The organism is Hyunsoonleella sp. J2K-J805 (assembly GCF_057167125.1).
In genome coordinates this window covers 3,652,859-3,668,276 of sequence record NZ_CM169901.1, presented here as the reverse complement: position 1 = coordinate 3,668,276, position 15,418 = coordinate 3,652,859, and the positions used below count along the sequence as shown (strand labels likewise).

Sequence of the window (15,418 nt, the reverse complement as noted above, 5' to 3'; positions counted from 1 at the left end):
TTGATATAAACTATTTTTAAAATTCTTTAATATTATCGAACAAAGCATCCTGAACTATCCTGTTCTTAAGACGAATGAACTTATAATTCGCTAAAAAACAAAAACTTTAACAAACATTACTAAAAAAACGATAGATGAAACGTTTAATACGTTATTTGCTTCAAAACCAATGGCCCAATTAAACCGGAAGCCTCTAATTCAGTTTCATTTTTTTTTGGCGGATTTGTAGTCCAAGTTTTCTTTTGGGCTTTGGGTCTGGAGTTATCGTAAATGAGTTGATTCCGCCATGTATTGGTTACCTTAATCTTAAAAGTATTTTTACCTTTTTGAACAAACTCTGAAACATTGAATTCAAACGGTGGTGCCCATTTTACGCCAACTTTTTCACCGTTGCACCACAGTTCTGCAATGTTAGCTACCTCTCCTAAATCCAAAACTGTATGTGCTTCAATTTTTTCTAGGTTGATTGTTTTTGAATAAGTTATTGTACCTGAGTAATGCTTTACAGCTTCATTTTCAAGGGCTGTTAAGGATTTTAATTCTGAAAGTTCAATTGCCTTGGGCGTATCCCAACCCTCATTAAAAGACAATTGCCAATTGTTTTGAAGTGGTTTTTCTTCAACTGAAACTTCTTTTTTTATTACTTTTTCATTTTGATGAAATACATATTCACCAGACAAAGAAGCCATAAAATCATCATTTTTCCATGATAATTTTGGAATAGCTTCGCCTTCATAAATTTTAGACCACCCTATTTTAGCATTCAAAACTACCTCGCCCTCATGAGTTACTCCTGAAGCTAAAGGCTTTTTATCACTTTTGGAAAACACTACAATAGCACTTCCGTTTGATACTAAGGATAATGCAACATTGGTACGATTTTTAGAAGTTTTCCAAATTTTTGCGTCCCGTTGTTCCCCTGTTAAAGCATCCCAAATTTGGGGTGCAACATTATTTACCCTAAAACTTAGGGCTAAATTTATAGGCTTGTCTTCTTTAGATGCCACAAAATAAATATGCGCATCATTTATTTCGCGATGTATCCAATTGATTTCTACATCCTGAGGAACGATGACATCTGGCGTAATGCTTTCGGCGCTTAAAACTTCATCTAAAGTTTTACCCCAATATACTTTACCTTTTCCAACTTGTTTTACGCCACTTTCGGTTATTCCCCATAACTTATCAGAAATGGTTTTAAGCTCTTTTAAGTCGGCTTCATCATCTATTAAACTCGGTGAATCCAGCGGTTTATTACCTAAAATTACAGCTCCATTTTCAACCAATGTTTCTAATTTCTTTAAGGTAGAAAGTAGCATTTTTTCAGAATCCCTCAGCATAATTATGCGGTAATCTCCTGCATTTTCAACATGGATTTTACCGTCTTTCATACTTAATTTATCGTGTAAAATTTCAGCATTTAAATAATCAAAACGGTAGCCTTTTGGGAATTCATCTAGATCAAATGGCGGCCTGTCGTAATGATCTCCATAATACCAAAGTACATCGGCCACATATTCGCCTTGTTGTAATACATATTGATTTCTACTTAAATAATCTGTCCACTCTTTCATGTAAGGCCACCAAGTTTGTTGCCTTACTAATGGAAATCCAATATGCCCTCCAAAACTAGAACCGGGATACACATCGGTTTGTGGTGTATGTGAAAAAGTATGAAACACCAAATGATTAACCCCTTTGGCAAAATTATAATCGATTAAATATTTTACAGAAAATGGGTGTTCGTTCCATTTTACCCCTATCTGCGTACAAGCCTCTGCCGCAAGCATTGGTTTGTTATACAAGTGGGTTGCTGATGCGGCATTATAGATGGGTTTTGCGTATTCATTTTGAGCAGAGGGCGCTTTTGGATACCAAAACTCGGTCATTGGTACATCACTTACCCCATAATAACGCATGGGGTCAACGGGCAACACTTCGCCTCCAGCACCTTCAGTATAGACTTCGGCACCCATATCATGCGCTACAGTTGCAAAATGTTTGAAGAAATTATCAATAAAAACTTCATCCATGGTATGACGTAAATCCCTTAAAAACTTTGTGGTTACCTCTGTGCTTTCAACAATATAACCCATTGTTGCAGGCAAGTATGTTTTCATACTGTAACCTCGTCGGCTTTCAAATTCGGAAAACATATCTTCAGAATTAATCGTCCAAGTTGGCACATGACTTTCCCAACTATCAATCAATAAACCATGCAATTTCCCATCGCCTATAGGCCCGCCATCCTTAATTAAATTACCAATCATTCCATTTCGTAAATGATTTTCGATGGCCACTTTATCCAATTTACTCGCTTCCCAACCTGTAGCTTCAGGAACTGCGGGTTTATTGGTTAATCGCATGTTAATATGTCCAAATCGTATAATAGTCCAGTTGCCATCTGGTACATCCCAATTTAGTTTGCCTTCGGCAGACATTTTACCTGTTAGGTTGATGATAGATTCCATATTTATAATGGTATTATCAGCATAATCAATCTCTACATCTTTTTCCAAACGGCGTAACACTTTAGCGGCTTTAGCTTCGTGATTATGAAATTTTGGAGTTGAACTTAATCTGATGAACTCAGGAGCGATTGTATGTTCTCCCTCAAAAGTGAACATAAACTGGCTAGATGATGTTTCAGGAATAGCCAATGTGAGATGTTTTCGTCTATCGTTCCAATTGGCATCTGGCAAATTTATTGTTGTAATTTCCTTTAATTCACCATCAATTTGCGCTTCTACTTTGATATCCACATCCATGACTGGATATTCTGTACCCATAATGATATGTCGCAGTTGTGGAAACTTGATGGTACGCAAAGTCACTGGGCTATTAAAGGTTGTTTTAACCCAAGTATCTTGATTATTTACTTTTGAAATACCTGCTTTTCTGTATTCCACGAGAGGTTTATCAAGTCGTGTAGTTTTTCGGGTAACAATGATTTTTGAATTTGGATTAAAAATATCACTCCATGGTACCAACGTATTATTGGTCTCTATTTTAGAAGGGTTGAAGGGCTTGAAATCATCTCCGTCAGGTGTTGGAAACGCCAATACTTGAATGTCCTTGTAATCAAAATCAGGTGTGTGGTACAGTGAATCTACCTTAAGTATTTCATCAAATAGTTTTCCTCCTGAAACTCTATAAACTGTTTCCACAACTTCACGCTGCGCTTCTTCCGCGGGTACCCATGGCCCTCCCGTCATGGACCAACCCGGGCAATTTTGCATGGTGAATTTAAGGCCCAAGCGTTGGCATTCATCAGCCGCATGGCGAATCATATCCTCCCATTCGGGCGATAAAATTTTAATGGGTTCTACATTAGGATATAGTCGCCCCGCTTTATTAAATAAATGAATGCCTTGCAAACCTGCAGATTTTATGGCTTCTAAATCTAAGGTTAGACCTTCTTTAGAAATATTGTTTCCGTTAAGGTGAAACCAAGTTTCTGGTCGGTATTCTACCGATGGTGATTTAAAATTTTGAGACAATTCTTCAAAAGTTATTGTATTATAATTTTTTGATGATTTATTATTTGACGAATCACAACTAAACAATAGTATTTGCAGCACTATTATACTAAACCAAATATACTTTTGAATATTCATCTTTACCTTTTTTTAGTTTTTTCTTATGTAAATTGTATAATTTCGTAATAGATTATTATCCAATAATTTTACGGGGCAATTTTAAGATTATCAAATAAATTATTGTCATAAGAACTCCCCAGCATTACATAACCAGTTTTTACTTTATGTTTCACTTTAGTTATTGACCTGCCATCCACAAATGCATCTACTGAAGCATCTTCTAATTTAAGTTTTAAATGATGCCAAATATTACCATTAAACTCTGTAATACGCCCTTCTGAAATTGTTTCTTTATGAAATAACAATTTCCAAGCTCCATTTTTTGCCAACATAAAACGATAGCCTTTGATATAGCTACTGGTCACTCTACCTCCTAATTCTACATTTCCTCCATCAATAAAAACATCTACACTACAGGTATAATTCTTCCAATTCACATCGCCAATTAATGTATTTGGCTTTATGTTTGACCGGCGATACACGCGCATCCAATCGTATCCTTCCTCTGGGTTTAACTGCATTAAACAATTAGTGCCATCCTCTTTTTTTACGATAACAAAACTTCCTGTTTGGTCTGAATGGTACTTTGGTAAATCGTTCTCTTTTAAACCTTCATAATCTTCTGAATAAGGCAAAGGAAAAGGCGTTTCTTTTGGAATGTCATACGTCCCTTTTTGTTGCCCAGTAGTTGTTGTTAAAGAGTAAATACTTTTAGGGTCTAATTGTAATGTAAAACATCCATTCTTAGGCGTGATACTTTCTTGTTGAATAAATTGTTCGTTTTCATTAGATTTCCAAACGTGAACTACCTTTTTAGATAATCCTTTTTTAATTTCCACTTCAATAGTTTCAGCATCTTCAGTACACACAATCATACTCCAATTGGAACTATTTTTCTCTTTTAGTGCTACACAGCTTCCTTTGTAAGTTCCCTCATCAAATAAACCACAAGCATTATCTAGATATTGCCAAGTAAGCGGCTCTGTGAATTGTGTGGTATGCGCTGTAGCCCATATTGTTGGCCAAACCTCGTAGTAACCGCTCCAAGGACTATTGGCTTTCATTGCCCCAGCTTTGTCCCAGGTAACTGATTTATAAATTGAACCTATCGGAGCCCAAATTAAGGTTTTGGTAATTTTATCTCGAATGTAGAATTTATTATAAATCCGTGCTAAGTTTAGTGCGCCTGCACCTCCCCAATCTTTTCCAGTCCAACTCCAATCTTCACTTGCCCAAAGTGGTGTGCCTGATGCCTTGGCCTTTGCCGTTGTTGGGCGTCCTCTACCATCCACCATATTTTCGTTAAACTCTCTTCCCGTAACATAGTGATATCCCGCGGCTTTAATGACAGTATTAAATGCTGTATCTTTTTCTAATTCTTCAAATATTTGCCAGTCTCCGCTATTATCATCAGGTCCTTGAATTTTTACATTTTTATAACCTCTGGCATCTAGCAAAGGTCTTACGTCATTTACCAGCCAATCTCTGTCTGTATAATTCTCATTCTCTGCGGCAGCTACCCAGTCAATATCTAAATTCCAATCTCTTTTAGCAACATCTAAAAAAGACACAAAATATTCAGCAGATTCTTTTGTATAAATATTTTCCTTTAAATACCCGGGAAAGCTCCAAGGCAAGTACTCTAAAATCATTTTAGGATTCCTATTTTTGGCTTCTCGCATGAACCAAAACTCATAGCCTCTGGAAACTGGGTTTTTCAACTCCTCTCTAGTAATAGCATGAGACGGTTCCGAACCGCAAGTAGAATTTTCTCCACCACCTAATTCGACCTTTAAGTGCTGAAAAGCGGCACCGAACTTAGGTTTGAATAATATATCTAAAATATGACTTTGATATGGGTTTTCGTAATCGTATAACAAGTCGGTTGAAGCACCTGCACTTACGCCCCCAATACCCTCGAATACGCGCCCTTCGCCCTTAGTGTCAATGGTGATTTTTGTAATGCCATTTTTCTGTTTTAATACGGGAGGAGCAAATCGTTTCTCTGGGTTTTTAATGTCTCCCATAGTAAACAAAGCGGGCTCGCTATGTTTTACACCTCTATTGTTGCCCCAAACCGTAACGCGCCAATATACTTTTTGACCCGATTTTAAGGGTTCACCCAAATATTGATAGCTGCCTGTTTCCGATTTACTAGTTGGCCCCGTATCCCATAAATCAGGGTATTTTAGTTTTTCTATGCTTGTAGCCATCATAATACGAAACCCGCCTTGTTTTGTGCTTATACTATCACCAATAAAAGTCCAACTAAAATTTGGTCTTGCTTTAGTAATACCCGTTGGGTTTATTTTCGATTCACATTTTAAATTTACAATATCAATATTTTGTGCTGTTATATTTAGGCTAAAAAGCCAAAAAATTAGTATTCTTATCATAAGTTTTAGATGTTGCGATACAAACGTTTGATTGAAATTCGTTCTAAAAGATTCATATATTAATTAACTTTTCTAAGTTTAATACCACTTAATCGTGTCTGTCCTTTTTTAGCTTTAAAATTCACCGTAATACCATTCTCATCATCAACCGTAATTATATAACGTTTAGCGACTCCACGATCGCTCCCGTATGCTTCTTTTAAGTTTAAGTTACTCCAAACAAGTTTGTGGTTTACTGAAATGTCCATAACATTCTCATTCTTTGTTTTTAGTTCGGCTAAAAGTAAAGTTAATTCGTAGGTACCCCGTGGCACATCAAATTTATACCCCTCAATACCGATGCGTTGGGTTTGATATATGGGGTCGTTTTCCGTACCTTTTATACTTACATCTACACCAATATTGTTACGTCGTTTGCTTTTGAATCTTAAAAAATCTCCACCTACATATCCGAAGCCTCCTTTTTCATAAGCTTTATCGGGCATCCATAAATAATCCATATTATCAGATTCTATAAAATAGCAGTATGAACCTACGTTAATCGCTATTTCTTCAAATTTATTGGTTTCACTTTTCAAATTTTTAGGTTGAAGAGTGAAATCAATGATTGCCACATCCTTCAACATTTCACCATCTTTTTCAGAGACGACTTCAATTAAATTTTGCCCATCTATAAAAGGCACTTCAAAAGTGGCCGTAGAAAATTCGAACTCTTTTTTACCCAATGAAGTACCGTTTACAAACAACTCAACCGCCTTACTATTACCTACAACCGTTATGGGCTGTGTTGCAAAAGTTCCTGCTTCACTATCTGCAATACCCGATCTTTTATTCCAAGGCTTGGAAGCTATCGCTAAAAATGGTGATTTCTTTAATAAGGCTTGGTACAAATAATAAGCGTCCTTCTTTTCCCTTTCAGCGGAAACAATCCCCTTATTGTTAATGTGAGGTACAGCATCCTTTCTGTGTTCTACTTGAAAATCGGCGTAATTCCATACGTTTGCCCCAACAATTTCAGGTATATCCAAAATAGCTTTCATATAAGCTTTGTGCAATAAAAATTGATACTCTACACTAAAATCAAATCGGGTTGGGTTGTATGTTCTTAGTCTTGGATCTGCTCCACCACCGTATTCACTTAAAATAAAGGGTTTATCAGGATTTAAGGCCAGTGTTCGTTTCACTAAATCACGTAGGTTTTCGTCTATTTGCTCCAGTTCATCCCTATACCAACCATAGTATTTATTATAGCCCACCAGCTCGGTTACGCGAATACCTAGTTTATCCTGATACGCCGGTTCTCTGAAGAACACCGTGTATGAATAGCGTGTTTTATCTTCTTCCTTTATGGTCTTAGCTAATACCTTGTGCGTACTTATAAAATGTTTGGTATATGCTTCCCCTAATTTATCAGGCGCTTTCATGGTAGTTTCATTTCCTAAATTCCACGCCACTATTGATGGATGATTATAATTAAAACGAATAGCTTCCTTAAGCATTTTTATACTATTCTGTTTTCCCGCTTCGTTGGCCGCGGCTTTATCCACAAAAGGAATTTCTAACGTAGCCACAAACCCTAATTTGTTACACATTTCTAAAATGGCAGGATCTTGCGGGTAATGCGCTATCCTTAAGAAATTGGAGCCCATGTCTTTAAGTAATTTCATGTCGTTGCGGTGAATCTCATCACTTACCGCATTGGCTTTTCCCAAGAAATCTTGATGACGACAAGTACCAATTAACTTGGTTGGTTTGCCGTTAATTGAAAAGCCTTTCTTCGGATCAAAATTGAACCATCTAAAACCAACAGGGTTTTCAACTCTGTCGTACACATTTCCTTTTTTATCCACTATTTCTGAAACCAGCTTGTATAAATATGGAATTTCAGGCGACCATAAATTTGGATTCGCTATTGAAAACTCTCCAAAAACATCTTTTCCAAAAGAAGATTTTGATTTTACCGTTTTAACTAAGGTATGCTTAGTATCAAATAACGATTGCCTTACATAGAACGTCCCTTTTTTTGGTCGTACTATTTTAGATTGTACCGATATTGAAGCCGAAGCTTCAGAAACTTCTGGAGTTCTAATAAAAATAGCGTTTGCTCCCAGATTGGCGACTTCAAAATGAACTGGTTTTGTAATTATAAGTTGAATATCTCTGTAAATACCACCGTAAAATGAAAAATCGGCCGATTGTGGTACAATTTCATCATTATGGGCATTATCAACTTTTACAGTTATCTCATTCTTGCCATTTTTTAAGGCCGAAGTAATATCCCTTGCAAATGTGGTATAGCCACCAATATGGTCTTCTCCAACTTCCTTTCCGTTTACAAATAATGAGGTGACTTGATTAGCAGCCTCAAACAGTAAAAAGACCTGCTGATTTTCGTAAACCTTTGGAATATTTAGAGTCCTTTTATACCAACCCTCGCCACGGTAATAACCGTCCTCGTCATCCAAAATATCTTCGGTATTCCATGAATGCGGGATAGTTACATTTTCCCAAACAATATTCTCGTCAGTATTAAATGGTTCCTCTAAACTACCTTTATAAAAATGCCAAGCTTCATTTATGGTTTCAATATGTCTTACCTGTTGCGCATAATTCGACATAGAAGACAGCAATAATAGCAGTGATAGTAGTTTTTTCATTTAGTTTAGTCTATTTTGAAAAATGATATTAGTTAAATTCAACAACATCGCTTGGCACAAAACCTATACGATGTGCTTGAACCATTAATTTAGATCCCTCGGGCAGCTGAATTGGCTCCTGATACACCTCCCAAGATTGTGGTGTGTTGCCGTCTTGACCCATAATTTTATAACCAATAGAAGCGCCTTCAGTTGCACAAGCTACTTGCACTAAGCCATCTTTAGCAGTAATAATGGGTTGCTTTGTTGCGGGCTTTGTGTCTTTACCAGACCATAGTTTTTCAACTAATTTAGCCTCGTCAAGATTTGGTTCGTCCCCAATGTCACTCAACCATCGATCCATTTCAGCACTGAGTTCCTTAAGCTTTTCTTGATATTCTGGTTTGTCTGCCAGATTGTTCAGTTCGTAGGGGTCAACTGCACAGTCAAATAATTCTTCTTTTGGCTTTTGCTCCCTAAACCATTGCATCTGAATATCATTTAATTTACCTTCTGCCTTCAGTCTCAATAACTCCTGCATGGCTGGAATTTTTTCCCTGTAAGCCACAGGCAAATAGTAGCCTTGTTCGGGTCTGTAATTACGGATGTACTTGTAGCGTCCATCCCTTACGGCTCTTATGGCATCAGTAAACCCATCAAACCTATCGGCAGCGGCGTGGATGTATTTGCGTTCTTTAGCTTTATGTTTTCCTAAAAAGGCTTGCCCCTGCATATATGGTTTTGGCTGTTCTCCAGTTAAAGAAAGTAGTGTTGGCGCAAAATCCGTAAAACTGATTAATTGATTGTCTTTGGTTCCCGCTTTTAATTTATTTGGAAACCGAATGATCATCGGCGTATTTAAACCAGAATCATAAATTAAACGCTTTTCCCGAGGTAGCGGCCCACCGTGATCGCCATAGAAACAGATAATCGTATTTTCCAACAGGCCATCGGCTTCTAATTGCTTTAATACGGCACCAACTTGTTTATCCATTTCGGCTATATTGTTATAAAGTTTCCACATATCGCGTTGTGTCACTTCATTATCCACTAGATAAGGCGGAACGTTAAATTTTGTGTCTTTTGGTAAATGTATCGGTGTATCTGCTTCGTCCATTCTATTTTTAGCATGCGAGCCTCCAAAATTTCTCCATTTGTAATCTCTATCTCCAGCTTTGTAATGTCTCGTTTCAATTTCTCTAAACCCATAAGGTTCAAACAGACCAGATTCGTGCGTTTCTGTAAAATTAAACACAGCGAAAAAAGGTTGATTCCCTCCTCTATTCCTCCAATGTGCATAGGGGCTACTTTCATCCCATGCAGTCACTGGTGCTTTAAATTGATAATCGGTTTTGTAATTATTAGAACAGTAATACCCTTGTTTACGCAATAATTCACTTATCATTTTCACATCAGGAGGTGGTACTGCCTCATATTTCGGAACCCCTATTTCTTCGTTATATGAATTTACTCGCATGTGGTTAGCACCAATACTTGAAGGATACATGCCAGTAGCTATTGCTGCTCTACTTGGTGCACAAACACCTGATGTAGAATATAGGTTTGGGTATATCACACCTTCTTCGGCTAATCGACTTAAATTAGGGGTTGTTACTGTGTTATCGCCAAAGGGTGGAATATAAGCACCCATATCTTCTGTTACTAGCCACAGAATGTTAGGACGTTCTGGAAGTTTTGATACTACAACATTTTCTTCAATTTCACTTTTATTTTCTTTTTTTGTTTGGCAGCTTACTAAACATAAGTAAAACAGTAATAGTATATTTAATAATTTCATTTACTTTATTTATTTTAATGAATAAAATTAGTTTTTTAAAGGTTAAATAGTGTCCTGTAATACCCTGAAATTTCTAAACAAAAAACCCATTTTTCAACCTTAGGTTAAAGAATGGGTTTTAAATATTTAAAGGGTGTTTTACTTAAGAGATACTTTATTAATCTAACTTCAAAATCTCACTTCCTGCCATTAAAAAGGCGCCTGTCCCAAAGTTTTGCCAAGAATCAGCAGATGCTGGCTCAGGAAATGCACCAATATTTTGTACCCAACCTACACGACCATCTTCATGCTGGCATTTTGCAATAGCATTCCAAGCTTTTTTAACTGCTGACGTATGCTTTTTGTCCACTAAACCGTTATTAATACCCCAAGCTAAAGCAAAGGTATGGAACCCACTACCACTTACTTCTCCGTGATCGTATGTTTCTGGACATAATAAACTGGTGCGCCATAAGCCATCTTCAGGCTGAATTTTTAACATTTTATCTGCCATTTCTTTGTATAGTTTCTCGTAAAATGGACGATGCTTATAATCTGTTGGCATGTCATCCAAAATTAAAGCTAAACCAGCAATTACCCATCCGTTTCCTCTAGACCAAAATACTTTTTTGCCATTAGGCTCTTTGGTAGGGTTATCATTACCTTCCCATACAAAACGCATATCTCTTGCAAACAACTGCTCTTCCTCGTCATATAATTTATTATAAGTTTGCATATAAAATTTATGCATCTCTTCTAAATACTTAGGTTGATTTGTGTGTTTTGCATATAAATTTAATACTGGTGGTGCCATAAATAAGGCATCACACCACCACCATAAAATATCTTTTCCTTCTTTACCTGGATTTTTACCCGATTTCCAGTTGTCATCTTCATACAAATGTGCATCTAAGAACTTTTTAGTAGGCTCTAAGTCTACAAAATTTCTTCTTTTCTCATTCCTATCAATATATATGTAGCTGTATGAAATAGCTACATCATCAGCATGATGTAAACGTTTATAAGTTTGCCAGTTATTCCAATAGGCTTGATTTTTTAAGGCCGCCATGTACATCATATCTTTCGTAGCTTTATGTGCCCTTGCAACTCCTACATAATAGGCTCCTGCTGTCCAATCGGTTGGAGCAAGTGCAAAAATTGGGTGTACTTCTTGCCACTCTAAAGCTTTAATCATGGATGCTTTTACTTGAGATTTATCTATAGCTTGAACCTCTGCTACTTTTTGAGCCGTTGAACAATTGAATAGTAATACAACTGCGAAAAGTGATAAAATTGTTTTATTCATTATGACTTATTTTTTTAGTTTGAATGTTGTCTCTAAATAGTCTTTTGAAGATGTTCCTAGCATTACTGTATAATCTCCAGCTTCTAAAACCTTTTCCATCGTGATACCTGTAAAATCTAACATTTTTGGTGTTATTTTAAAAGACACTGTTTTACTTTCCCCAGCATTTAACTCAATTTTCTCAAAGCCTTTTAATTCTTTATCTGGTCGAGTTACAGAACCAATTTCGTCTTTAATATAGAGTTGCACTACTTCTTTAGCTTTCATGCTACCATTATTAGTAACTTTAACGCTAACCTCTAGCTCTGTATCTGGTGTGATTTCTCCGCTAGAAATTGAAATATCAGAATATTCAAAATCTCCATAACTTAATCCATGACCAAATGGATATAATGGCCCTTGACCTATGAATAAATATTCTTTCTTATAGTTTATTTCTTTCATACTGTAATGAAATGGTATTTGCCCAATGGATCTTGGAATAGTAACAGGCGATTTACCTGATGGCGATACTTCACCAAAAACGATTCTGGCCGTAGATTCATCACCAAATTCACTTAAATCCCAAACATCTAAAATAGCATCGGCTTGTTCTGCTATTACATTAATTGATAAGGTTCTTCTATGTTTTAAAACCACGATTACTGGCTTACCTAAAGCCTTAATTTTTTCTACAAGTTCGTCTTGAGGACCTACAGGGTCAATAGTTGCTCTATCACCTAAGGTACTATTACTAAAATAAGCTTCTTTTGCAGTATACTCATCACCTCCTAAAAACAGGATTGATACATCTGCAGACCTTGCTTTATTTACCAAACTTGCAATGGCTTTTGGATCTCTATCTAAAAGTTCTGGAGCGCCACCCTTTTGATTCGTTAAATTGAATCCTTTTTCTGCAATGAATTTTACATTTGAACCCGCAACAGATTCAAACATTTCTTTTGTGTTTTCTTTTAATAGAGGCCCTAATAAAGCTACTTTTAAAGATTTATCTTTTGAAAGAGGCAACGCTTTATCTTCATTTTTTAATAGAATGATAGATTCTAAATCTGATTCTTTTGCCAATTCTAAAGAAGAAGCTGCTCTATTGCCTTTCTCTACATCTTCAATATTGATGTAAGGATTATCAAAAAGTCCTAAAATGAATTTTGTTCTTAAAACACGTCTTACTGATCTGTCAATCAGTTTTTCAAGTTCAGGGTTTTTCTTTACCATTTCTGGTAAGTACGCATAAGAATCCTCAGCATATAAATCGATATCTATTCCTGCTTCTAAACCCATTTGCGCTGCAGCTTCAGGAGATTCCGCAACATTCATGAAATAAAATAAACGTGCAATATCATTAGAATCTGAAACCACATAACCTTCAAATCCCCATTGATCTCTAAGTACTCCTGTTAACAATTCTGGATTTCCATGACTCGCCACTCCATTTAAATCGCCGTGCGACGCCATAATTCCTAAAGTTTTTGCTTCTTTTACAGCAGCTTCAAACGGTGGGTAAATTTCGTCTATTAATGTGCGTTCAGAAATTTCGATAGCCGCAAAGTTAGAACCCCCTAATACTTGTCCGTAACCTGCAAAGTGTTTTGCAACAGCGCCAATATGAGTTCCATTTCCTAAACCTTCATAATTTCCTTGTACACCTTTTACAGCACTAGTTACCATTTGAGTTACCAAATAAGTATCTTCTCCAAAGGCCTCACTCATACGTCCAAAACGCGGGTCGCGCACCACATCAGCTTCTGGTGAATGGCACATGTGCATCCCACGTAATCGGGCTTCTCTACCTACAACATCCCATTGGCGTTGCACTAATTCTGGGTTAAACGAAGCCGCTGATGTCATTGGGCGTCCAAATCGCGTACAACCCTCTGCATCTACACCGTTGTAAGATTCTGTTACAAACAATGCTGGAATTCCCCAACGGTTATTTTCGATAATATACTTTTGAAGTTCATTATTCATTTTAGCCGCGGCTACGGCATCAATATGTTCTCCTGGGTTTTTAATCCCTGCAATACCAAGTTTTAATTTTTTAATAACTCGATCTGAAAGCTTTAAGTTTCCATTAGCATCGGGTTTAGTACCAATATTGGCATGAAAAATGCGCATTTGTGCTACTTTTTCTTCAAGGGATAATTTTGGTAATAATGCTTCTACGCGCTCATCAATGGATAATGATGCGTCTTTATAATCTTTTGAAACAGTCTCCCCACAAGACGTAACAGCAATACTGATTAATAAGCATAACGAAAATAATTTCTTCATTTTAGAGTTTTATTAGTTGTTTAATTTTTAAATTGAAATCTATTTAGTGCGAACGATTTATCTTTTATTCCTTTATACACAAAACAAATGGATTGTATGTTTTCTATATTTTCAATGTCGAATTCTCTCTTTTGAAGCGTATACATATCATTTTTAGGTACATTACAAGTAAATAATAATTTACCGTTGGTGCTATCTGCTCTAACTTCAACTTGGGCAGCTTCACGAGCTATCACTTGTAGCTCTAAACTTTTTTTATCATTCAAACCTTTTACATTTGGGTATATGCTATAACTGTTATCGTATTGAGGTTGTATCGAAAAACCTCCAATGGTATTTTCAATTTTAGTAATACCTTCGGATTTAAAATAATCTTCGGCTTCAATACTATTATTAGCGTTATAATTTCCAACGCCAACACCATCTACTCTTATGGTTGCCATTTCGCCATTGTCTTTATAATGTAAATAGCTTATAAAGCTATCTCTAAAATAACGATTTCCTGTTTGACTGATATCACAATATACGTAATACCATTGGTTATGCCATTCAAAAAAACTACCATGACGCCCCTGTAAAAAACCATTTGGCCATGTAGGAGCATCATAACCTTCAGCAAAACTCTCCTCTTTTATAACAGTATCTTTATATTCATAAGGTCCATATAAGTTATCAGACATGGCATAAAAACAACCCCAAGATAAATAATATTTTCCATTGTATTTATGAAGAAACGGTTTATCGTCAGTTGGCATTTTTTTGTTGTTTCCATCTGTATTATAAGGCCCTCTAACATTTGAAATCTCTATCTTTTTTGGTGATTCGGCTAAACTTATCATATCGTCATTCAGCTTTGCTATATAATAGTCCCAAACCCCAAAAATGATATAATGTGCGCCATTTTCTTCGAAAATAGCCATATCGTATTCGTCTGTTGGCGTTAAATCTGAAGTTAATAATGGTTTTCCTAGTGGTTCTGTCCAAGGACCTACAGGAAAATCTCCCATAACCACACCAGTTTGTTCATTACCTTCAGAAAAATACCAATAGTACTTACCATTTTTATACGCTGCATCTGTTGCCCAACATCTTGAGAACTCTTTTTCTATATAAGTATCTTTTGGGTTAAGCACACTTCGTTTTGTCCACTTGACTAAATCTGGAGAAGACCACACCCACCAATCTTCCATAATAAATTTTTTATTATCTATGGATTTATCGTGAGATGCATACACGTAAGCGGTATCGTTAAATATATGAATATGAGGATCGTTTAAACCTTTATTTGGTACTATTGGATTTTGAGCATTAAGGTAAAAGCCACAGATAAACACAAAGAAAACATATGAAAATTTAAAATTCATGAACCGTTTTTTTATTGCTGAATATCTTATGGAATTTAACGCAATAAAAATAGGGTTTGACCTTTATAA

Annotated in this window: 7 protein-coding genes; all 7 read right to left on the bottom strand. The window is 36.2% G+C overall.

Going from position 1 to position 15,418, the window contains the following annotated elements:
- Positions 1 to 143: 143 nt before the first annotated feature.
- The 7 genes from AC1B0Z_RS16035 to AC1B0Z_RS16005 all read right to left on the bottom strand — a co-directional run bounded on the left by AC1B0Z_RS16035 (position 144) and on the right by AC1B0Z_RS16005 (position 15,349).
- Positions 144 to 3,617: a glycosyl hydrolase gene (locus AC1B0Z_RS16035; RefSeq protein WP_483793226.1), complete on the bottom strand. Its 3,474-nt coding sequence runs from the start codon at positions 3,615 to 3,617 to the stop codon at positions 144 to 146.
- 68 nt (positions 3,618 to 3,685) lie between these two features.
- Positions 3,686 to 5,995, bottom strand: coding sequence for a glycoside hydrolase family 78 protein (locus tag AC1B0Z_RS16030; RefSeq protein ID WP_483793224.1), 2,310 nt, complete (start codon positions 5,993 to 5,995; stop codon positions 3,686 to 3,688).
- Between the two features lie 59 nt (positions 5,996 to 6,054).
- Complete coding sequence (locus AC1B0Z_RS16025) at positions 6,055 to 8,652, bottom strand: glycoside hydrolase family 2 TIM barrel-domain containing protein (protein WP_483793223.1); 2,598 nt, start codon at positions 8,650 to 8,652, stop codon at positions 6,055 to 6,057.
- A 28-nt stretch (positions 8,653 to 8,680) separates the two neighbouring features.
- On the bottom strand, positions 8,681 to 10,429 hold the full coding sequence (locus AC1B0Z_RS16020) for a sulfatase family protein (RefSeq protein WP_483793222.1): 1,749 nt from the start codon (positions 10,427 to 10,429) through the stop codon (positions 8,681 to 8,683).
- A 157-nt stretch (positions 10,430 to 10,586) separates the two neighbouring features.
- The gene (locus tag AC1B0Z_RS16015; protein ID WP_483793221.1) at positions 10,587 to 11,714 is read right to left on the bottom strand and encodes a glycoside hydrolase family 88/105 protein; all 1,128 of its coding nucleotides are present in this window, start codon (positions 11,712 to 11,714) and stop codon (positions 10,587 to 10,589) included.
- Between the two features lie 6 nt (positions 11,715 to 11,720).
- The gene (locus AC1B0Z_RS16010) at positions 11,721 to 13,985 is read right to left on the bottom strand and encodes a glycoside hydrolase family 3 N-terminal domain-containing protein (protein ID WP_483793219.1); all 2,265 of its coding nucleotides are present in this window, start codon (positions 13,983 to 13,985) and stop codon (positions 11,721 to 11,723) included.
- Positions 13,986 to 14,005: 20 nt separating this feature from the next.
- Positions 14,006 to 15,349: a family 43 glycosylhydrolase gene (locus AC1B0Z_RS16005; protein WP_483793218.1), complete on the bottom strand. Its 1,344-nt coding sequence runs from the start codon at positions 15,347 to 15,349 to the stop codon at positions 14,006 to 14,008.
- Positions 15,350 to 15,418: the final 69 nt, after the last annotated feature.